Source organism: Herbidospora daliensis, from assembly GCF_001570585.1.
Classification (GTDB): Bacteria; Actinomycetota; Actinomycetes; order Streptosporangiales; family Streptosporangiaceae; genus Herbidospora; species Herbidospora daliensis.
In genome coordinates this window covers 43,303-63,192 of the sequence record NZ_BBXF01000002.1, presented here as the reverse complement: position 1 = coordinate 63,192, position 19,890 = coordinate 43,303, and the positions used below count along the sequence as shown (strand labels likewise).

Below are 19,890 nucleotides of genomic sequence, written 5' to 3'. Positions count from 1 at the left end.
CCTGAGCTGGATAAATGGCGATGAGCTGGGGGACTCGCGGCCCACCCTCTTGGCATGTCCGCTGTTGTTCCACTTCGATGGTCTTCGTGACGGAGACCCAGCAGGCCAAGACCGACGCGGACCAGCCGGAAGACGCTCCCACCGCGAGGCGGAGATGGCTCGGGCAGCCCGGCGACCTGACGGCGCTGGGCATCTGGTTCTTCTGGCACGTCGCGACCTACGTCTACATGGTGCTGGCCGCCCCCGGCCGAACCGAGGCGCCCCTGCTCGACCGGCTGACGCCGTGGGACGCCGAGAACTTCATCACGATCGCCCAGTTCGGCTACGACGGCTCTCCCGGCATGACCGACGCGCCCAAGCTGGTGGCGTTCTTCCCCGGGCTGCCGCTGCTGCTGCGCGACCTCAACTGGCTGGTGCCCAACTACGACCTGCTGATCGTGCTGGTGTCGGTCGTGGGCAGCGCGGTGGTCGCCGTGTTCCTGTCGCGGCTGAGCGAGTCGTACAAGGAAGGGACCGGCACCTGGACGGTGCTGGCGTTCTTCCTGTCGCCGTTCGCGGTGTTCATGTGGGCGGGCTATTCCGAGGCGCCGTTCCTGGCGCTGGCGATCCCGGCCTGGCTGCTGGCGCGTCAGGGGCGCTGGGAGTGGGCGGCGGTCCTCGCGGCGTTCGCGGCCTCGATCAGGATCACCGGGTTGTTCCTGGCGCTGGGCCTCGCGGTGATGTTCCTGGTCTCCGAGAAGGGGCTGCGGGCCGACTGGCGGAAGATCTTCTGGCTCGTGGTGCCGGGGTTGCCGGTGCTGGCGTACATGATCTTCCTGAAGATCCGCGTCGGCGACTGGATGGCCTGGAACGACGCCCAGGCGCAGTACTGGGGGCGCTTTCCCGTCGACCCGATCGAGGTGCTGACGAACACCTGGAACAGGTCGCTGGAGGAGCCGGTCCTCCAGACGTCGTATCGTGAAGAGATCCTGGCGGCTTTCGTGCTGGTCGCCCTGATCGTGTGGCAGCTGGTGCGGCGCAGATGGGCGGAGCTCGCCTACCTGGCGCCCCAGGCGGTCGCACTGCTGGCGATGTCCTCGTTCTACATGTCGGTCGGGCGGGCATCGTTGTTGTGGTGGCCGCTCTACATCGGGATCGGCATCGCCGCGGCGCGCAACAGATGGGCGTTCATGGCGTATGTCGCGGTGGCGGCGCCGGTCATGGCGATCAACGTAGGAAACTTCACCACGGGGGCCTGGGTTGGCTGAGGTGTTCGCTCTCGACGACGACCTGCCGTCGATCGACCCGACGGCGTGGATCGCGCCGGGCGCGGTCGTGGCCGGCCGCGTCCGCGTCGGCACGCACGCGAACGTCTGGTACGGCAGCGTGCTGCGGGGAGACGACGAGTCGATCGAGGTCGGCGCGCAGTGCAACGTCCAGGACCTGTGCTGCCTGCACGCCGATCCGGGCTTCCCCGCCGTCCTCGAACCGAGGGTCAGCGTCGGCCACCGGGCGGTCGTCCACGGCGCCTACGTGGAGACCGGCGCCCTGATCGGCATCGGCGCGATCCTGCTCAACGGCGCCTACATCGGCGCGGGCACCCTGGTGGCGGCCGGCGCGCTGGTCACGCCGGGCAAGAAGTTCCCCGGCGGGGTGCTGCTGGCGGGCAGCCCGGCGAAGATCATCCGAGATCTCGACGAAGACGACGTCGCGACCTTCGCCGAGACCCCCGATCGCTACATGGACAAGGCCCGCCGGCACGCGCGGGCCCGTCGCTGGTGAACTGACTACCGGGTGGCGCGGTCGGCCGCGGCGACCAGGTCGGCGGCGGCGTCCGCGTGGGAGATCAACACCAGGTGCGAGGCGCCCTTGACCTCGGTGGTGTGCGACCCGGCGCGCTTGGCCATGAACTTCTGGGCCGCGGTCGGGATCGCCTGGTCGGCGCCCGAGACGAGGTACCACGACGGGATCTTCTTCCACGCCGCCGTTGTGGCCTTGGCGTCGAGCGCGGCGTAGGAGACCGGCCGCTGGGTCGCGGCGGCCAGGGCGGTGTCGCGGGCGGGCAGGTCGGCGCCCACGGCGGCGCGGAACTTGGCCGGGTCGACGTAGACGTCGGTGCCGCCCGGGTAGTCGCGGGTGAGGAGGCTGGTGGGCAGTTGGCTGCCCGGGAACTTGCCGGTGAGGTCGAGGGCCGACTCGCCCACCTCGGGGGCGTAGCCCGCGACGTACACCAGCGCCTTGACGTTGGTGTGGCCGCCGGCTGCGGCGCTGATGACCGAGCCGCCGTAGGAGTGGCCGACCAGGATCACCGGCCCCGGGACGGTGGAGATCACGCTGGACACGTAGTCGGAGTCGCCCTTGAGGTCCCGGAGGGGGTTGGCGGGCGCGATCACCGGGTAGCCGGCGTGCTGCAGCTTGGCGACGACCTTGGTCCAGCTCGACGCGTCGGCGAACGCGCCGTGGACCAGGATGACGGTCGGCTTGGCCTCATGCTGGTGGTGGCCGGTCGAGGCGAACGCGGGCGTGGTCATGGCGGGGACCAGCGCGGCGAGCGCGACGGCCAGCAGGAGCTTTTTGGGCATGGCGTTCTCCAGGAAATGGACGGCTTTCTGCGCCCTAAGCTAGAAACGGCGGGTTCGGCGGGGCATGCGTCACCTGACTGCGTCACCGACTGAGGCCTGTTGGACAGGACCCTGATCCGAGGCGAAAATAGTCACATATGGCACTTTTCGGGCGTGAGCTTGAGCGGGCACGTCTCACCGACCTCGTCGACGGGGTTCGCGACGGCGGTGCGGCGATCCTGATCCGGGGCGACGCCGGGATCGGCAAGTCGGCCCTGCTGCTCGACACGGCCGCCACGGCCGCCGACCGGGGCATGCGGATCCTGCGGACGGCCGGGGCGCAGGCCGAGACGGACATGCCGTTCGCCGGTCTGCACCAGCTGCTGCTGCCGTTCACGGCCGAGATCGCGGAGCTGCCCGCGCCCCAGCGCGACGCCCTGGGGGCGGCGTTCGGGCTGATCGCGGCCGGGACGCCCGAGCTCTTCCTGGTGGCCCTGGGCACGCTGAACCTCCTTCGTGAGGCGGCCGCGCGCACGCCCGTGCTCCTGCTGGCCGACGACGTGCACTGGCTCGACCGGCCCAGCGCCGAGGTGCTCGCGTTCGTCGTGCGGCGGCTGGAATCCGCGCCGATCCTGGTGGTGGCCGCGCTCCGCGACGGGTCGCAGAGCCCTCTGGAGGTCGCGGGGCTGCCGGAACTGGTGCTCGACCGGCTCGACGACGACGACGCCACCGCCCTGCTCGACGCCCGCAGCCCCACCCTGACGCCGGAGGCGCGCGCCCGGGTGCTCAGGGAGGCGGCGGGCCACCCGCTGGCCCTGGTCGAGCTGCCGATCGCCGTGGAGACGCTGCGGCCGGAGCCCGGCCGGCTCCCGCTGACCTCCCGGCTGGAACAGACCTTCACCGCCCGCCTGTCGGGGCTGCCCTCGGTCACCCGCACCCTGCTGCTGGTGGTCGCGGTCAACGACTCGACCGCGTTGTGCGAGGCGATGGACGCCGCCACGCTGATCCTCGGCACGGAGGTGACCGCCGACGACCTCGCCCCGGCGGTGGCCGTCCGGCTGGTCGACCTCCACGAGACCGTGGTCTGGTTCCGCCACCCGCTCATGCGCGCGGCCATCCAGCAGGAGGCGAGCCGGTCCCGGCGGCACGCGGCGCACGCCGCCCTGGCCGAGGTCCTGATCGACCACCCCGACCGCAACCGCTGGCACCGGGCGGCCTCCACCAACCGTCCCGACGAGGAGATGGCGGCCGAGCTGGAGACCTCGGCCCGCCGGGCCCGGCGGCGCGGCGACCTGCTGTCGGCCGTCGAGGGCCTCGAACGCGCCGCCCGGCTCAGCGTCGACCCCGCCCTGCGGCGCGAACGGCTGGTCCACGCGGCCGAGTGGGGCGCCGAGGCGGGCCGCCGCGACCTGGCCACCCGGCTGGTGACCGAGGCCGAGCCCTGGACGTTGTCGCTCCGCCAGCGCGCCCGCGTCGTGTGGATCCGCGAGAGCTTCGAGGAGGACGTCCGCGACGACGCCGCGGCGGTGCGCTCCCTGGTCGAGCTCGCCGAGACCGTGGCGAAGGAGGGCGAGCTCGAACTGGCGATGAAGCTGCTGTCGAGCGCGTCCCTGCGGTGCTTCTGGGCCCACACCGACGCCGAATCGCGCGAACTCGTCGTCGCCGCGGCCGAGAGCCTGCCCGTCGACGAGCACGACGGCTGGCTGCTCTCGATCCTGGCGTACGCCGCCCCGATCGAGCGCGGCCGGGTGGTGATCGAGCGGCTCCGCCGGCTGGCCGCCGACCGGCCCGACGGCTGGCGGGCGGCCCGGCTGCTCGGCAGCTCGGCGCTGACGGTGGGGGCCTTCGACCTGTCGGAGGACTTCTGCGCCCTGTCGCTGCCCCGGCTGCGCGTCCAGGGCCGGCTCAGCCATATGTGCCGCGACCTGGGGGCACAGGCGTTCAGCGCGGCCCGGCTGGCCGATCTCGGCGTGGCGATGTCGGCCGCCGAGGAGGCCGGGCGGCTGGCCCAGGAGACGTCCCTGCCGCTGATGCACGCCATGGCCCACGCCTCGGGCGCCGTGGTCGCCGCGCTGCGCGGCAACCCCGACCGGATGGAGAACCTCGCGGCGGTGGCCGAACAGGCGGCCCTGCCGATGGGGGCGCGTCCGGTGCTGGCCACCGTGCAGCACGCACGCGGCCTCGCCGCCCTCGGCGAGCGGCGCTACGGCGACGCGTACGACCACCTGCGCCGGATCTTCGACCCCGCCGACCCCGTCTACCACGAGGCCCTGCGCTGCTACAGCCTGGCCGAGCTCGCCGACGCCGCGACGCACTGCGGCCAGGGCGACGCGATCACCGGGATCGTGGCGGAGCTGGAGGAGGTCGCCCTCCGCACCCCGTCACCCGCCCTGCACGCCGACCTGCGCTACGCCAGGGCCGTGCTGGCCGACGACGAGGCCGCCGAGGCCCTCTTCACCGCCGCGCTCGACGCCGACCTGCGCCGGATGCCGTTCGCCCGCGCGCGGGTGCAGCTGGCCCACGGCGAATGGCTGCGCCGCCAGCGGCGCCTGGCCGAGTCGCGCACGCCGCTGCGGACGGCCAGGGAGACCTTCGACGCGCTCGGCGTCATCCCGTGGAGCGAGCGGGCCTGGCAGGAACTGCGCGCCTCCGGCGAGAGCGGCCGCCGCCGCACCGGCGACGCCCGGGACGTCCTCACCGCCCAGGAGCTCCAGATCGCCCAGATGGCGGCCGACGGCATGACCAACCGGGAGATCGGCGAGAAGCTCTACATGTCCCACCGGACCGTGGGTTCGCACCTCTACCGGATCTTCCCCAAGCTGGAGATCACCTCGCGGTCGGCGCTGGCCGCGGCATTGCGCGGGTCAGACTGAGGCGCGGGCAATAACCAGGTTCGGGTTGCAGGTTGACGCTGATAGCAGGAAAGTCGTGTCTTGATACGTCTTCCCGCCATCTCCCCCAAGGCTCTTCATGACGAACCAGACTGACAGTTTCCCCGACCTCATGAGCGACGACTCCTTCGAAGTCGTCATGCGTGGATACAGCCGCCGTCAGGTGCACGACTACATGATCCGCACCCGGAACCAGATCCGTGATCTCGAGGAGCGTCTGGCACGTACCATCGACCAGGCCGAGCAGAGCCGGCTGGAGCTCGCCGAGGCTCGCCGGAAGCTGACCGAGGCTCCGCAGAGCCCCGATGAGCTGGGTGAGCGGCTGAGCCAAATCCTCAAGCTGGCCCACGAAGAGGCCCGTGCCAACAAGGAGGCCTCGGAGAGCGCGGCGTCGCAGATGCGCGACCAGGCGGCGACCGAGGCCGACCGTGTGGTGTCGACGGCGCGGGAGCAGGCCGACTCCATCCGGGCGGCGGCGCAGGACGAGGCCGAGCGGCGCATCCACGACGCGACGGCGTCGGCCGAGCGGCTGCTGTCGCAGGCCGGGGCCGAGGCGGAGGAGAAGGTGGCGACGGCCAACGCCGAGGCCGAGGAGACGTTGCGGGACGCGCGGGCCGAGGCCGACCGGCGGGTGACCGCCGCGACGCTGGAGGCCGAGAAGCTGGTCACCGACGCCAACGCGGTGTCGGAGCAGACCTTGACTTCGGCCAAGCACCGTGCGGGATACCTTGACGAGCACACCGGCCGGCGTGTGGTCTATCTGACCGACACCCACACCGAGGTGATGCGCCGCCTCAACGAGATCGGCGCCGTGCTGGGCGATCTGCTGCACCGCGAGCAGGCCGCCGGTCCGCTGATCGACGAGGCGTCGGTGCTGCCGCCGGCTCCGTCGATCGACGAGGAGCTCCCGGTCGAGCGGGCCGAGCTGGTCGAAGAGGTCGAAGAAGACGAGGTTCCGGCGCCGGCCGCGCAGCCGGCAGCCGCGCCTTCCCCGGCCGCCGCCGGTCCCGCCGTGCTGGCCGATCAGGCCGCCGAGGAGGATGACTCCGATGACGGGCATGTGATCGTCGATCACGACCCGGCCGTCGTGGCCGCGCCGGTTGACCTGCGACGCGGGCTGCCTCCGATGGATGCCCGCGGCGCGTGAGTGTGGAGATGGGCCCGCCAATGGGGTGGCGGCGGGCCCATCGCCGTTCGTGAGCGGGGGCGGCTGCCGGTCGTACCCGCTGTTCGACTCCGGCCGGCTTCGTCGGCGGCCGGTGTGGTGCCCCGTGAGAGCGCCTCGTCGTTGGCTGGCACCAGTGGAAAGCGCCCCCACGGGGGTCTGTGGTTATTCATGGATGAGAAAGCGGAAGCCTCCGCCCCCGATAGGGTCGGAGGCTTCCGCGCTTCGGTGGGGACATCTCACGGATCCGCCGTATTGGCACGTTCCTCCTGGTCGCGTAACAATTGGCGTAATCCGTCCGGCTCGTCCGCGTCGATGGTCATCGCGCAGCCGGCCTCCCGCTGGGCGGAGCTCAGGGGATGGTGGCGGGTTGCCCACCACCGTCCCGCATCGCTCCGCCAGATAGTCCATTCCGGATACTCGCGGGCAATTTCGGCAAGATGCCGGTCAAAGGACATCTGCCCACCTTTCCCTCGCCGAGCCGCCCCGGGTGTGCCCCGTTCTCCTTGACGTCTCACTATCAAGGTGCGGGACATCTCTAGAGAAGACAAGATCCTGGGAGGACAGGTCCACCTATCGTCCGATTTTTCAAGTTGAACTACGCGTCGAAGTCGTACTGGAGTACATACGACGCGGCGTCGAGTGTCATCTCGTTGAGCTCAACTGGTATGCCTCCCGACGTGTACGCCGTGCGCACGACGACGATGATCGGGTTGCCCGGAGGCAGATGGAGGAGCTCGGCCTCCTGGGGCTGGGGCATGCGGGCGCGTAACTCCTCGGTGAAGTGGGCCGGGAGGTAGCCGAGGTCGCCCAGGCGGGCGTACACGCCGCCGGGGCCGGTGTCGGGCAGGGTGATGGCGGTGCCCTCCACCAGGTCGGCGGGGAAGTGGGAGACGGCCAGCTGGACGGGCCTGCCGTCGACGTTGTAGCGCCTTCGGCGGATCCACACCTCGTCGACGTCGAGGACGCGCCCGATGTCCTCGCTCGCCGGCAAGCGTTCGATGTGCACCTCGTCGACGGTGTAAGCACGACCTCGGGTGTCGGAATCCCAGATCGCCCGCCCCTGCCCCCACTGTTCACGGGACAGACGTCGTGACCCATGCCGTCTGATGGGTCGAAACAGCCTCACGTATACCCCCGAACCTCGCCGCGGAACAGCCAGGCCCTCATTGATGAGTACGGCCAGCGCCTGCCGCGCGGTGGCGCGGGCGATGCCGTACTCGGTCATGAGGGCGTTTTCGCCCGGTAGCCGCTCCCCATCACGGAGTTCGCCGGACAGGATCTGCGTGCGCAGCCGGTCGGCGATACGCCGGTAAATGGGGGGCTCGTGATGCACCGGGGACTCGGTCACGTTTGATCACCCTCTGTCACCAACGGGGGGTTAGCGTCTCCAGAGAACTTGCCCCGTCTTGTCCACGATCGCACAGAGAGAATGGTTGGTCCCGAGCCGAATTTGGGCGGATCGGGCCCCTGTGGCGATCTTCAGCGGTTAGTGCAGCCCGTTACCCTGGAACGGTCCTAGCCGCTATTCACCGTGCCCACCAACGCTGCGTCATGACCGCAGCCAGGACCGCCCCTATTGTGTTCAGCAGAATGTCATCGACCGACGACACACGGTGGAGCTCCAGGCCGTATTGAAGTAACTCGACGGTAAGAGATCCGGCCGCCGCGACGGCCGCGACGATCTTCAAACGAGCCAACTTTTGAGACCTGAGGGGCAAAAGCGCGCCCAGTGCGGCGAACACCAGGAGGTTGCCTCCGACCTGCACGAACGCCGTTCCGGCGGGTCCCGTCACTACCTGTGCAAGATCGTGAAACGGGAGCAGACCGACCGCCCGGTCAGGAGCCGAGGGGTCACCGGGAGTGAGGATCATCCAGAGCCAGGGCGCCGTGCCGATCACGATGAAGACGTCGGCGTAGGCCGTCCGCGCAGGTTCCGGGTGGTTGGAACGCTCCCGGAGCCGAGTGAGCAGGTGGGCGACACCCCATCCGGCCGGAATGGTCAAGAGGGTGGCGATGACGACATGTCCCCATAGATCCCACGCCAGCAACATGACTGTGTCCTTTTTGGCATCCATTAGGCCCGTCGTTCCGGACGCCCCATGGCACTTTCGGTCAGGGATAAAAGCAGGCAAAAACGTAGCCGGAAACGGTCACCAGAAGGTGGCCCCTTGGGAAGCCGACCCTTGGTGACGCATTGGGCTGCCGAGTCAGGATATTTCTGGAGATGATGTCTGGCATGAGCATCACCCGCGCCGGCTGTGCCGCGCTCGACTCCGCCGATCCCCTTCGTGGTTTCCGCGCGGAGTTCGTCCTGCCGGAGAACGTGGTCTACATGCTCGGCAACTCCCTCGGCGCGCTGCCCCGGCGCACGATCGAGGCGGTCTCCCACACCGTCACCGCCGAATGGGGGCGTGACCTGGGACAGAGCTGGAACACCGCCGGATGGTGGGACCTGCCCGAGGTGATCGGCGACCGGATCGCGAATCTGATCGGCGCCGGGCCCGGCACGGTGCTCACCGGGGAGTCGACCTCCGTCTCGATCTTCAAATTGATGTCGGCGGCCATCCGGCTGCGTCCGGGCCGCCGGACCGTTGTCGTGGAATCCGACGGCTTTCCGACCGATCGGTACGCCGTCCAGGGGCTCGCGGCCGGCTTCGACCTGAACGTGCGAGATTTCGGTCCGGACGGCGCGCTCGCCGACTGTCTCGACGACGACGTCGCCGTGGTGCTGCTGTCGCACGTCGACTACCGGACCGGCGCGCTGCGCGACCTGGCCGCCGACACCGCGACCGCCCATGCCGCCGGGGCGCTGGTGATCTGGGATCTGTGCCACAGCGCGGGGGCGCTGCCCGTCGACGTGGGCGCGGCCGACTTCGCCGTGGGGTGCACGTACAAATATCTGAACGGCGGGCCCGGAGCGCCGGCCTATCTCTACTGCGCGCCCGCGCACCTGGCGGAGGCCGAGCCGGCGTTGCGCGGCTGGCACGGGCACGCCGCGCCGTTCGCCTTCGAGGCCGATTACCGGCCCGCCGACGGCGTGCGCCGTTTCGGCGCCGGCACCCCGCCGATCCTGTCGATGAGCGCGCTCAACGCGTCGCTCGACCTGTGGGGGAAGGTCGACATCAGGTCGGTGCGGGCCAAGAGCGTCGCGCTGACCGAGTTGTTCATCGCGCTGACCGAGCCCCTCGGGCTCGACCTGGCCACCCCGCGCGACCCCGCCGGGCGCGGCAGCCAGATCAGCTTCCGGCACGAGCACGGCTACCCGATCATGCGGGCGCTGCTCGACCACGGGGTGCACGGCGACTTCCGCGCCCCTGACATCATGCGGTTCGGGTTCACCCCGCTCTACCTGCGCTATGTCGACGTGTACGACGCCGCCGACACCCTCGCCGAGATCATCGGCAAGGGCATCTGGCGGGACGAGCGCTACCAGCGCCGGGTGACGGTCACCTAACGCGTCTTGGCCTTGTCGGCGACGATCTCGGCGGCCAGGGCGACGCATTCGGCGCAGATCCGGCCGCCCTCGCCGTAGACCATGTGCAGGTGCGGGTTCGGCGGCTTGCGGCAGAACGAACAGGCCGCCGCGCGCCGCGTCTTGCGGGCCGAGAACGGGTGGGTGAAGTTGCGGGTGAAGCGCTTACGGGCGGCCTGCTTCGACACGCCGAGGCGGTCGCCGATGGCCGTCCAGGAGGTGCCCGCGGCGCGGGCGTCGCGGACCGCCAGATCGATCAGGGCGTCGGCGTCGCGGGTCATCTCCTGGCTCAGCTCGTTGGCTGCGGCCAGGGTGTCCAGCGGGTCAGAGGGGTTGGCCGCGCGTTTGCGTGCGCGGGCGAGTAACTCTGATGGCTCCATATCGACAACATTAGGTTGTCATCTGGGTCAGAGCAACTTGCTGAGCCGTTTCGGCGCGACGAGCCGGTAGCTCTCCTCCACCCAGTCCTGGAGCACGTCGAACTCGGGCAGATCGGCGTCGTAGGGAACGGTCACCCAGCCCGAACGGCCCAGGCCGTAGCGGCTCGGGATGGCGCCCGGCACGCTCAGCGCGTGCCCGTGGGCGACGACCAGCTTCACGCCGAAGCCGGTGGCCCGCTCGGCCGAGCCGAGGAACAGGAAGATCTTCTTGTTCACCTTGACGACGGCGTCGTCCTCCCAGGGGAAGTCCTCGAACGCCTCGGGGAGGGTGAGGGCGAAGGCGCGCAGATCGGTCCGTGTACTCATGTGCTACTCACCGGTAACTTGGGATGGCGGGCTCAGGTCCGGCCCCGGGCTGGGCCTCCAGCATTGCCCCATGAACAAGCCCGTGCCAAACAAGACCACATCCGCCTATTTCGCGCAGTCCGTCATCTCGTTCGGGCTGGCGCTCGGCGCCCTCACACTGGGGGTCGCCTACCTGCCCGTCGACCCCTGGATCAGGTCGTTCTTCGCCGTCGGGGTCTTCTACCTGGTGACCGCGACGTTCACGCTGGCCAAGGTGGTGCGCGACCGGCAGGAGGAGTCGGCCGTGGTGGCCCGGGTCGACCAGGCGAGACTCGACCGGCTCCTCGCCGAGCACGATCCCTATCAGAACTGACCGCCTTAGGTGTACTTGCTCTGCGCGCCACGGACGTGCACCGGTTCGCCCGCGGTGACCATGGCGTAGATGATCTTCGAGGTGTGGATCGGAATCCGGATGCATCCGTGTGAGGCCGGATATTTCGGTACCTCCGAGGATCCGTGCATGGCGATGCCGCCGTTGAAGTAGATCGAGTTGAACATCGTGCCAAGCGGACTCGTCGTCCAGCCCGGCGCCCGCGTCCCCGCCCGGAAGTCGCCCGCGGGGGTGCGGGCGAAACCGCAGTGCCCGTTGTCGCAGTACGACCGGTTCGCGCCCGTGGAGATGTGGGTCGTGAGATCGGGCTTGCCGTCACGCCAGATGGTCATCAGCTGCCGCCGGACGTCGATCTCGACCCGGTTGGTGAGCTTCGGCCGGACCAGCGGCTTGACGCGGCGCGGGTGGTGCAGCGCCCACATGGTGTCCCGGTCGATGCGGTTGGTCATCCGGAGGCCGTTGACCTTCTGGAAGGCCCAGACGGCGTAACGGGTCGTCTCGCCGTAACGGCCGTCGTCGACGCCGGAGTCGAAACCGAGCTGCCGCAGGCGCTGTTTCATGGCGCGGATCTGGTGACTCTTGTCCCCGAACTTCATGACCTCGGGACGGCGGGGGCGCTGGTGGCGCTGGTGGGCGGCCGGGCGGGCGTGGTGCGTGCCGTGGTGGACGGCGTGATGAGCGGCGTGGTGGGCGTGCGCGTTGGCGTGACCGTGATGGGCGACGGGGTGGTCGTGGTGACGGCCGTGTGCGTCGTGGTGGCGGCCGTGTGCTTCATGGTGGCCGTTGCGACGGCCGTCTGCGTCGTGGTGGCCGTTGCGCAGGTCGTGCTGTCTGTCGTGTGAGTCGTGGTGCCTGCCGGGCGTGTTGCGTGGCCCGTCGTGGTGGCCGCGGTGCCCGTCGTGGTCGCCGCGCATGTCGTGCTGGCGGCCGTGGTCGTGGTGATGGCCGTTGGGCAGGTCGTGGCGCCTGTCGTGTGAGTCGTGGTGCCTGCCGAAAGCGTCGCGCTGCCCTTCGTGATGCCGGCCTTGCCCGTCGTGGCCGTCGTGGTGCCTGTTCTGCATGTCGTGGTGGCGGGCGTGGTCGTGTGGGCGGTCGCCGTCGTGATGTCGCTCGCGGTCCCCTTCATGGTGGCGGGCGCGCATCTCCGGGCGGTCGGCGTAGTGGAAGCGCATGTGCCGGCGGCCGTCGGGGTGTCTGCGGATGTCCGCCGAGCGCCGGTGGTTCGCCTGGGCGTGGACCGCGCGCCCGTAGGCGGCGCGCTGGACGGCCGCGCCGCTGATGGTGCGGCCCGTCGTCGTGTTCGGGGCCGCGCGTCGTTGTGTCGTCGTCTGCTGGCCGGCCAGGCGGGTGAAGGCGCGGGCGGTGGCCGCGTTCAGGGCGGCGTGCTGGTGCCCGGCGGCCGAAGTCGCGCGTTGGCGCTGGTGCATGGCGGCCTGGTTCGCCCGTTGGTGCGCGGCGAGCAGGGCCGCGCGGTTGGCCGTCGCGTCGTGGAGCGCGCGGCGCTGGGCGCCCGTGCGGGCCGCCTGCCGGTTCGTCGTGGCGGCGGTGCCGAGGGTCGCGGTCGAGCGTCGTTCGGCCGTGCCGTGGGCGCGGGTGGCAACCGGGCGCCGGTCCCGTGTGTGGTCACGGTGCACGGTCGGGCGCCCGTGCTGCTTGTTCTCCTGTACGTGCTTGTGGTGCCGGTCCTTCACGGCTTGGTGGCCGTGCTCTCTATCCGCCGAGTCGGCGAAGGCCGCCGACCCGGTGATCAGCGCCAGCCCGAATCCGAGGCCGACGACCATATATGTCCGCATGGGGGCGAAATTCCCACGACGATCCCCGGACAGACCGGACTTAGGCGATCTTGATGGAAAGATGATCTTTTAATAGGCGAGTGCCTTTGTCTTGGCGCTCGGCGCCAGCATCGTCTCCTGGAACTTCGGGAACGCGACCGTGCGCGCGTCGCCGTCACTGGTGTAGCGCTCGCCCGGGTTGTCCTTCAGCCAGTCGAGCCACCCCGTCGAGCAGAACTTCGCGCAGTCGCCCTTCTTGTCCATCGACCGGATGCGCGGGATGCCCAGCGGGTCGAACGCGCCGCTGAACGGCGACTGGGCCGGCATGTAGCCCGCCAGGAACACGCCGGAGTAGTTGTACTTCACCCCCTTGTCGGAGCCCTTGAGCGCCCACTCCTTGGTCTTCGGCTGGTTGCCGTAGGGGAGCGCGAAGGTGACGACCTCGCCGCCGTTGAGGTCGGTGATCAGCTTGTGCCCGGCGGTGACCTCGTCGAGCACGACCTGCTTGGGCTTGCCCATCAGGTTCGTGTGGTCCTTCGTGTGGTTGCCGAGTTCCATGCCGTGCTGCTTCAGCCAGGCGACGATCTGCGCCTGCTCCGACGGGCTGCTCTTGCCGAACATGTCGCGCGTCACGTAGAAGGTCGCCACCGGGCGGAAGCCCGGGTGCTTCGCGCCCGCTTCGAGCAGGATCGCCACCGCCGTGTCCTTGGCGGGGGTGCCGGTCCCGTCGAGGGTGACCTGCGACGGCGACGAGTCGTCGAAGGTCAGCACGACCGGGTGCTTCCCGGCCGGAATGTCGATCTTCCCGGTCACGTACTCGGCGGCGGTGATCGGCACGTAGCCTTCCTTGGCCAGCCGGTCGAGTTCGGTGCGGAACTGCTTGGGCGTGCGGTCGTCCTGGGTGGTCGGGTTCTCGATGATGCGGTGGTACATCAGCACCGGGATCTGACCCAGTTCGTTGGCCTTGACCGCCTTCGCGTTGGCCGCGCTCACCGGCTTGATGGCGGCCGGTTTGACCTCGACCGCCGAAGCGGGCTTCTGACCTTGGTTGGCGCCACATGCCACACACCCGGCCAGCACGATCAATCCGACAGTCGCCGCGGCTCTCATCTCTGGTGCCCCTCCGATAAGTCATGTCATTGACACGGAGAGTGATCCCCTTAGGTGAGGGCGAAGACGGCTAAGAGATTTTAAAGTTCACGTACAGGGCGAAATGTGGCATTCGGGATGCCGGTGGCGAGGGGGCGAAGTGTCGCCGGCCGGCATCCCGTCCGCCATCGTGAAGACGCCACCGGCCATGCCCCTGGCCTCGGGCGGCGATCTCATGATGACGCGCTGATCCGCTCCTCTCCGGAGTAGACGTTCATGGACCGGCCACGCACGAACCCGAGCAGGGTCAACCCGGACTCGGCGGCCAGTTCCACCGCCAAGCTTGACGGCGCCGACACCGCTGCCAGCACCGGAACGCCCGCCATGACGGCCTTCTGGACGAGTTCGAACGAGGCCCTGCCCGACACCATGAGCGCCGTTTGCCGAAGGGGCAGCCGGCCGTCGCGCAGCGCCCACCCGACGAGCTTGTCGACCGCGTTGTGCCGCCCGACGTCCTCCCTGACCGCCAGCGCCCGCCCGCTCGGCGTGAACAGCCCGGCGGCGTGCAGGCCGCCGGTCCGGTCGAACACCTTCTGGGCGGTACGCAGCCTCTCGGGCAACTCGGCGATGACCTCCTCGGAGAAGGTGACGTCGTCGGGGGCCACCTCCCACCGCGCGACGGTCCGGACCGCGTCGAGCGAGGCCTTCCCGCAGACCCCGCACGACGAGGTCGTGTAGAAGTTGCGCTCCAGCGAGGTGGCCGGCGGGTTCACGCCCGTCGTGAGCCGCACGTCGAGCACGTTGTAGGTGTTCAGGCCGTTCTCCAGGGCCCCCGCGCAGTAGCGGATGGCCTCGATGTCGCCCGCCTCGCCGATGACGCCCTCGCTGACGAGGAACCCGGCCGCCAGGTCGAAGTCGTCGCCGGGGGTGCGCATCGTGATGGTGAGCGGCTTGCCGTTGAGCCGGATCTCCAGCGGCTCCTCGGCGGCCAGCGAGTCGACCCGGTGACTCGGCCCGGCCTCCCGGATCCGCAATATGCGCCGCTGCACGGTGACCCTACCCACGCCGCCACCCCGCCGGGACCCGTGACGCGAGCCAGGTGCCGTCAGGCGGCTTGGCCGCCTTCCTGTCGGCGGAGGGGGTCGGCGGCTCAGCCATCGGAGGCCACGTTCTGGACGTGCTGGAAGCCGAACCGCCCCTTGATGCACAGGTTGCCGTGGGTCACCGGGTTGTCGTGGGGTGAGGTGACCTTCACGATCGTGTTGTCCTGCACGTGGAGGGTCAGGTTGCAGCCCACGCCGCAGTAGCTGCAGATCGTGGTGGTCTGGGTCTGGCGGTCTTCGGCCCAGGTGCCGGCCTCGCGCATGTCGAACTCGTTCTTGAACGACAGGGCCCCCGTCGGGCAGACCTCGACGCAGTTGCCGCAGAACACGCAGGCCGAGTCGGTCAGCGGGGCGTCGAACTCGGTCGAGATCGTGGCGTCGAAGCCGCGCCCGGCGACCGAGATGGCGAAGGAGTTCTGCCACTGCTCGCCGCACGCGTCGACGCACTTGTAGCACAGGATGCACTTCGCGTAGTCGCGCACGTAGAGGTCGTTGTCGACCTTCGGGGGCTCGGCGACGGTCGCGGCGTCTTCGCCGAAGCGGGCCGGGTCGGCGCCGTATTCGGCCATCCACTCCTTGGCGTTCGGCGTGGTCGACAGGTCGACCGAGGAGCCGAGCAGCTCCAGCACCACCTTGCGGCTGTGGCGGGCCCGGTCGGAATCGGTCTTCACCACCATGCCGGGCTCGGCCTTGCGGGAGCACGCCGGGGCGAGGGTGCGGGCGCCCTCGACCTCGACGACGCAGACCCGGCAGGCGTTCTTCGGGTTGAGGGTGTCGCCGTAACAGAGGGTCGGGATGTCCTTCCCGGCCGTCTGGCAGGCGTCGAGCAGGGTGTCGCCTTCGGGGACGCGCATCGCCTCGCCGTCGACGGTGATCTCGATGAGCCGCCGTGGCGGACGCAGGGGGACGCTCATGAGCTCTCCTTAGCGGTGAACACACCAAGCCGGTCGATGGCCGATTCGACGGCGTTCCAGGCGGTCTGGCCCAGGCCGCAGATCGAGGCGTCGCGCATGGCCTGGCCCACCTCGCGCAGCAGCACCAGATCACCCTCGTCACGCCGCTTGGAGAGCCGGTGGAGGGCCTCCTCCTGGCGGACCGTGCCGACCCGGCAGGGCACACACTGGCCGCACGACTCGTCGCGGAAGAACTCGGCGATGCGCAGCAGCACGCCGGGCAGCTCGACGGTGTCGTTCAGCACCAGCACCACCCCGGAACCGAGGGTGGCCCCGGCGGCGCGGGTGCCCTCGAACGTCAGCGGGATGTCGAGCTCGTCGGCCCTGACGAACGCCCCGGCCGCGCCGCCGAGCAGGACCGCCCGGAGCTCACCGGTCGCGCCGCCGGCGAGGTCGAGCAGGTCGCGCAGGGTGGCGCCGAACGGGACCTCGTAGATGCCCGGCCGCTCGACCGTGCCCGAGACGCAGAACAACTTGGTGCCGGTCGACGACGAGGTGCCGACGGCCGCGTAGGCGGCGGCGCCCATCTCGAGGATGTGGGGCACGTTGACCAGGGTCTCGACGTTGTTGACGACCGTGGGCTTGCCGAACAGGCCCTTCTCCACCGGGAACGGGGGCTTGGTGCGCGGCTCGCCCCGGAACCCCTCGATCGAGTTGAAGATCGCGGTCTCCTCGCCGCAGATGTAGGCCCCGGCGCCGCGCCGGATCTCGATGTCGAACGAGAATCCCTGGCCGAGGATGTCGTCGCCGAGCAGCCCCCGCGACCGCGCGACGGTGATCGCGTTCTCCAGCCGCCGAAGCGCACGCGGGTATTCGCCCCGGAGATAGAGGTAGCCGAGGGCGCAGCCGTTGGCGTAGCCCGCGATGGTCATGGCCTCGATCAGGGCGAACGGGTCGCCCTCCATCAGGACCCGGTCTTTGAAGGTGCCCGGCTCGCTCTCGTCGGCGTTGCAGACGAGGTAGTGGGGACGGTCGAGCTGGCGGGCGGTCGCCTCCCACTTGCGGCCGGTGGGAAAGGCCGCGCCGCCGCGCCCGACCAGCCCCGACTCCAGGACCTCGCGGATGACCCCGGTGGGGCCGAGCTCGAAGGCCCGGCGTAAGCCGGTGTAGCCGCCGGTGGCCCGGTAGTCGTCGAGGCTCAGGGGATCGACGACGCCGATGCGCCGGAGCAGGACCAGACCGTCGGGCCCGGACCCGCCGCCGTCATCCGAGACCGATGCTTCGTCGCGGCGCGGCCGGGTCTGCGGCACCGCGGCCTCGACCGGAGGCTCCTCGGTCGTGGCCGGCCAGTCTTGCCCGACGGAGCACGGCCCGTAGACCGCGTTGACCGGGGGATCGCCCGCCTCGATCGCCAGGGCGGCCGGGGCGCGTTCGCACAGGCCCAGGCACGGGCTCGGCTGCCACGACACCCCGGGAGGGCCGAAGCGCTCCTCGACGTCGCGGCGGACCGCCTCGGCGCCCTTGGCGGCGCACGCGAGGTCGGTGCAGACGTGGAGCACCCGGGCCTGGCGGGGCTTGACGGAGAACAGCGAGTAGAAGGTCGCCACCGAATAGGCCTCGGCGGGCGGGATGGTCAGGCGGCGGCAGATGTAGTCGAGCGTGCCCTCGCTGATCCAGCCCACCCGGTCGTTGACCGCGTGGAGGGCGGGCAGCAGCAGGTCGCGGCGGTCGCGGGCGACCCGGGGGGCCTGCGTGGCGAACCGCAGGTCGAACTCGGTGCGGTCGCCGCCGTCCCAGGCGGACGACGGCGCTCCGAGGAGCGCGTCGACTGCGGCGCGCTCCTCGGCGGTCGGTTCGGCGTCGCGGAACCGAAGATCCATGCGTCGGTCACCCGGCCTTCGCGGGAACAAGACGGTCGATGCGCACCGCCGCGGCCTTGAACTCCGCGGTCCCGGCGATCGGGCAGGTCGCCTCGATCGTCAGGGCGTTGGTGTCGACCTCGTCGGGGAAGTGCATCGTCATGAAGACAAGGCCGGGACGCAGCGCCGGGTCGATGTAGACGGGGGCCACGACGGTGCCCCGCCGTGAGGAGATGCGGACCTCCTCGCCCGCGGAGACGCCCAGGCTCGCGGCGTCTTCGGGGGACAACTCGATGTTCTCGCCGCGCCGCAGCGGGGAGGCGAAGCCGGAGCTCTGCACCCCTGTGTTGTAGGAGTCGAGGCGGCGGCCGGTGGTGAGCCGGAGCGGGTATTCGTCGTCGAGCAGGTCGACCGGTGGTGAGTGGCGCAGGATCGCGAACGGCGCCAGGCGGCCGCGTTTCTCCGGGTCGGTCTCCCACAACCGGCCGTGGAGGAACGGCGGTTCGAGCTCCTCGGTCGAGGGGCACGGCCACTGGATGCCCTGGTGTTCGGCCAGCCGCTCGTAGGTCATGCCGTAGTGGGCGGGCGAGACCGAACGCAGTTCGTCCCAGACCTCTTCCGAGCCGTCGTACTTCCATTCGTGGCCGAGCCGGCGGGCCAGCTCACACAGGATCCAGATGTCGTCGCGGGCCTCGCCCGGCGGCACCAGCGCGGCACGCACCCGCTGGACGCGGCGCTCGCTGTTGGTGAAGGTGCCGTCGGACTCGCACCAGGCCGCCCCGGCGGGCAGCACCACGTCGGCCATCTGGGCCGTCTTGGTCAGGAAGATGTCCTGGACGACGAGGTGGTCGAGCATGCTGAGCCGTTTGATGCAGCTCAGCGAGTCGGCCTCGGACTGGACCGGGTTCTCGCCGATCAGGTAGCAGGTGGTGACCTCGCCCTCGGCCATGGCCTCGAGCATCTCGGTCAGGTTGAGGCCGTAGCGGGGCTGGATGGGCACCTGCCACGCCGCCTCGAAGCGGGCCCGGATCGCGGGGTCGAGGATGTCTTGGAAACCGGGGAGCCGGTTGGGGATGGCGCCCATGTCGCCGCCGCCCTGCACGTTGTTCTGGCCGCGCAGCGGCGACAGGCCCGAGCCGTAGCGGCCGACGTGGCCGGTCAGCAGGGACAGGTTGATGAGGGCGCGCACGTTGTCGGTGGCGTTGTGGTGCTCGGTGATGCCGAGGGTCCAGACCAGCTGCGCGCGGTCGGCGCGGGCGTAGGCGTGGGCCATCTCGCGGATCGCCTCGGCGGGCACGCCGGTGACCTGCTCGGCCGCCGACAACGTCCACGGTTCGACGCTGGCGGCGTATTCGGCGAAGCCCTCGGTGGCGCGCTCGATGAAGGTGGTGTTGTGGAGCCCCGCGTGGATGATCTCGCGCGCCACGGCGTGGGCGAGTGGGATGTCGGTGCCGACGTTGAGGCCCAGCCAGCGGTCGGCCCACTGGGCGGTGCCGGTCCGGCGGGGGTCGACGGCGAACATCTTGGCGCCCTTGCGGATGCCCTTGAGGACGTGCTGGAAGAAGATGGGGTGGGCGTTGCGGGCCGCCGAGCCCCACATCAGGATCACGTCGGCCTCTTCGACCTCCTGGTAGGAGGAGGTGCCGCCGCCGCTGCCGAAGACGGCCGACAGGCCGGCCACGCTCGGGGCGTGGCAGGTGCGGTTGCACGAGTCGACGTTGTTGGTGCCGATGACCACGCGGGTGAACTTCTGCCCGATGTAGTTCATCTCGTTGGTCGACCGGGCGCACGACAACATGGCGAACGCGTCGGGCCCGTGGGCCGCGACGTTGCGCCGGAAACCCTCGGCCGCCCGGTCGAGCGCCTCATCCCAGGTGGCCCGCCGCAGCACACCGTTCTCGCGCACCAGGGGATGGGTCAGCCGGTCGTAGTGCTCGGCCTTCTTCCTCTTCATCGACCTCATCCTTTCGCATTCTGTATGCAGCCT

General features: G+C 70.1%; 18 protein-coding genes. 6 read left to right on the top strand and 12 right to left on the bottom strand.

From position 1 onward, the window contains the following. Window positions 1-86 precede the first annotated feature (86 nt). Complete coding sequence (locus tag AW274_RS06545; RefSeq protein ID WP_198169075.1) at window positions 87-1,247, top strand: mannosyltransferase family protein; 1,161 nt, start codon at window positions 87-89, stop codon at window positions 1,245-1,247. Next, window positions 1,240-1,761, top strand: coding sequence for a gamma carbonic anhydrase family protein (locus AW274_RS06540; RefSeq protein ID WP_062430201.1), 522 nt, complete (start codon window positions 1,240-1,242; stop codon window positions 1,759-1,761). The genes AW274_RS06545 and AW274_RS06540 overlap by 8 nt, the downstream gene beginning before the upstream one ends. A 5-nt stretch (window positions 1,762-1,766) precedes the next feature. On the opposite strand, the gene AW274_RS06535 is transcribed toward AW274_RS06540, so the two are convergent. Next, the gene (locus tag AW274_RS06535; RefSeq protein WP_062430200.1) at window positions 1,767-2,561 is read right to left on the bottom strand and encodes an alpha/beta hydrolase; all 795 of its coding nucleotides are present in this window, start codon (window positions 2,559-2,561) and stop codon (window positions 1,767-1,769) included. Window positions 2,562-2,698: 137 nt separating this feature from the next. Here AW274_RS06535 and AW274_RS06530 point away from each other — a divergent pair, with 137 nt between their 5' ends. After that, window positions 2,699-5,413 carry a helix-turn-helix transcriptional regulator gene (locus AW274_RS06530; RefSeq protein WP_062430199.1) on the top strand — a complete coding sequence of 905 codons (2,715 nt, stop codon included), beginning with the start codon at window positions 2,699-2,701 and terminating at the stop codon, window positions 5,411-5,413. A 97-nt stretch (window positions 5,414-5,510) separates the two neighbouring features. Further along, entirely contained in the window at window positions 5,511-6,578 is a 1,068-nt protein-coding gene (locus AW274_RS06525; RefSeq protein ID WP_083973909.1) for a DivIVA domain-containing protein, read from the top strand. A gap of 257 nt (window positions 6,579-6,835) precedes the next feature. Here the strand turns inward: AW274_RS06525 and AW274_RS38950 are convergent, their stop codons facing one another. From AW274_RS38950 to AW274_RS06515, 3 genes are all read right to left on the bottom strand, one after another. Beyond that, entirely contained in the window at window positions 6,836-7,054 is a 219-nt protein-coding gene (locus tag AW274_RS38950) for a hypothetical protein (protein ID WP_083973908.1), read from the bottom strand. Between the two features lie 140 nt (window positions 7,055-7,194). Next, window positions 7,195-7,947: a GntR family transcriptional regulator gene (locus AW274_RS06520; protein WP_030454864.1), complete on the bottom strand. Its 753-nt coding sequence runs from the start codon at window positions 7,945-7,947 to the stop codon at window positions 7,195-7,197. A gap of 178 nt (window positions 7,948-8,125) precedes the next feature. Then, the gene (locus tag AW274_RS06515) at window positions 8,126-8,650 is read right to left on the bottom strand and encodes a VanZ family protein (protein ID WP_062431726.1); all 525 of its coding nucleotides are present in this window, start codon (window positions 8,648-8,650) and stop codon (window positions 8,126-8,128) included. A gap of 185 nt (window positions 8,651-8,835) precedes the next feature. Between AW274_RS06515 and kynU the strand changes: the two genes are divergently transcribed. Continuing rightward, window positions 8,836-10,053: a kynureninase gene (gene kynU / locus AW274_RS06510; protein WP_062430198.1), complete on the top strand. Its 1,218-nt coding sequence runs from the start codon at window positions 8,836-8,838 to the stop codon at window positions 10,051-10,053. On the opposite strand, the gene AW274_RS41110 is transcribed toward kynU, so the two are convergent. Both AW274_RS41110 and AW274_RS06500 read right to left on the bottom strand, forming a co-directional pair. Continuing rightward, complete coding sequence (locus tag AW274_RS41110; RefSeq protein WP_030454867.1) at window positions 10,050-10,451, bottom strand: ClpX C4-type zinc finger protein; 402 nt, start codon at window positions 10,449-10,451, stop codon at window positions 10,050-10,052. The genes kynU and AW274_RS41110 overlap by 4 nt on opposite strands. A gap of 27 nt (window positions 10,452-10,478) precedes the next feature. Beyond that, the gene (locus tag AW274_RS06500) at window positions 10,479-10,817 is read right to left on the bottom strand and encodes an MmcQ/YjbR family DNA-binding protein (RefSeq protein ID WP_062430197.1); all 339 of its coding nucleotides are present in this window, start codon (window positions 10,815-10,817) and stop codon (window positions 10,479-10,481) included. 70 nt (window positions 10,818-10,887) lie between these two features. On the opposite strand from AW274_RS06500, the gene AW274_RS06495 reads away from it, so the two are divergent. Beyond that, window positions 10,888-11,169 carry a YiaA/YiaB family inner membrane protein gene (locus tag AW274_RS06495; RefSeq protein ID WP_062430196.1) on the top strand — a complete coding sequence of 94 codons (282 nt, stop codon included), beginning with the start codon at window positions 10,888-10,890 and terminating at the stop codon, window positions 11,167-11,169. Between the two features lie 5 nt (window positions 11,170-11,174). Here AW274_RS06495 and AW274_RS38945 read toward each other — a convergent pair whose 3' ends face one another. From AW274_RS38945 to AW274_RS06465, 6 genes are all read right to left on the bottom strand, one after another. After that, window positions 11,175-12,980, bottom strand: coding sequence for a L,D-transpeptidase family protein (locus tag AW274_RS38945; RefSeq protein WP_157519843.1), 1,806 nt, complete (start codon window positions 12,978-12,980; stop codon window positions 11,175-11,177). Window positions 12,981-13,049: 69 nt separating this feature from the next. Next, a complete protein-coding gene (locus tag AW274_RS06485; RefSeq protein ID WP_062430194.1) occupies window positions 13,050-14,069 on the bottom strand; it encodes a polysaccharide deacetylase family protein in 1,020 nt (339 codons plus the stop codon). 212 nt (window positions 14,070-14,281) lie between these two features. Further along, window positions 14,282-15,112: a formate dehydrogenase accessory sulfurtransferase FdhD gene (fdhD, locus tag AW274_RS06480; RefSeq protein WP_062430193.1), complete on the bottom strand. Its 831-nt coding sequence runs from the start codon at window positions 15,110-15,112 to the stop codon at window positions 14,282-14,284. Window positions 15,113-15,198: 86 nt separating this feature from the next. Then, on the bottom strand, window positions 15,199-16,065 hold the full coding sequence (locus AW274_RS06475) for a 2Fe-2S iron-sulfur cluster-binding protein (RefSeq protein ID WP_062430192.1): 867 nt from the start codon (window positions 16,063-16,065) through the stop codon (window positions 15,199-15,201). After that, window positions 16,062-17,924, bottom strand: a complete 1,863-nt coding sequence (locus AW274_RS06470) for an NAD(P)H-dependent oxidoreductase subunit E (RefSeq protein ID WP_062430191.1) — start codon at window positions 17,922-17,924, stop codon at window positions 16,062-16,064. The genes AW274_RS06475 and AW274_RS06470 overlap by 4 nt, the downstream gene beginning before the upstream one ends. Before the next feature lie 7 nt (window positions 17,925-17,931). Continuing rightward, window positions 17,932-19,866, bottom strand: coding sequence for a molybdopterin oxidoreductase family protein (locus tag AW274_RS06465; RefSeq protein WP_198169074.1), 1,935 nt, complete (start codon window positions 19,864-19,866; stop codon window positions 17,932-17,934). Window positions 19,867-19,890 lie beyond the last annotated feature (24 nt).

Coding starts and splice junctions, on each gene's coding strand:
- AW274_RS06515 (WP_062431726.1), bottom strand. CDS start 8,650: ATGTTGCTGGCGTGGGATCTATGGGGACATGTCGTCATCGCCACCCTC.
- AW274_RS38945 (WP_157519843.1), bottom strand. CDS start 12,980: ATGCGGACATATATGGTCGTCGGCCTCGGATTCGGGCTGGCGCTGATC.
- AW274_RS06475 (WP_062430192.1), bottom strand. CDS start 16,065: ATGAGCGTCCCCCTGCGTCCGCCACGGCGGCTCATCGAGATCACCGTC.
- AW274_RS06465 (WP_198169074.1), bottom strand. CDS start 19,866: ATGAGGTCGATGAAGAGGAAGAAGGCCGAGCACTACGACCGGCTGACC.
- AW274_RS41110 (WP_030454867.1), bottom strand. CDS start 10,451: ATGGAGCCATCAGAGTTACTCGCCCGCGCACGCAAACGCGCGGCCAAC.
- kynU (WP_062430198.1), top strand. CDS start 8,836: ATGAGCATCACCCGCGCCGGCTGTGCCGCGCTCGACTCCGCCGATCCC.
- AW274_RS06500 (WP_062430197.1), bottom strand. CDS start 10,817: ATGAGTACACGGACCGATCTGCGCGCCTTCGCCCTCACCCTCCCCGAG.
- AW274_RS06495 (WP_062430196.1), top strand. CDS start 10,888: ATGAACAAGCCCGTGCCAAACAAGACCACATCCGCCTATTTCGCGCAG.
- AW274_RS06485 (WP_062430194.1), bottom strand. CDS start 14,069: ATGAGAGCCGCGGCGACTGTCGGATTGATCGTGCTGGCCGGGTGTGTG.
- AW274_RS06470 (WP_062430191.1), bottom strand. CDS start 17,924: ATGGATCTTCGGTTCCGCGACGCCGAACCGACCGCCGAGGAGCGCGCC.
- AW274_RS06535 (WP_062430200.1), bottom strand. CDS start 2,561: ATGCCCAAAAAGCTCCTGCTGGCCGTCGCGCTCGCCGCGCTGGTCCCC.
- AW274_RS06530 (WP_062430199.1), top strand. CDS start 2,699: ATGGCACTTTTCGGGCGTGAGCTTGAGCGGGCACGTCTCACCGACCTC.
- AW274_RS38950 (WP_083973908.1), bottom strand. CDS start 7,054: ATGTCCTTTGACCGGCATCTTGCCGAAATTGCCCGCGAGTATCCGGAA.
- AW274_RS06525 (WP_083973909.1), top strand. CDS start 5,511: ATGACGAACCAGACTGACAGTTTCCCCGACCTCATGAGCGACGACTCC.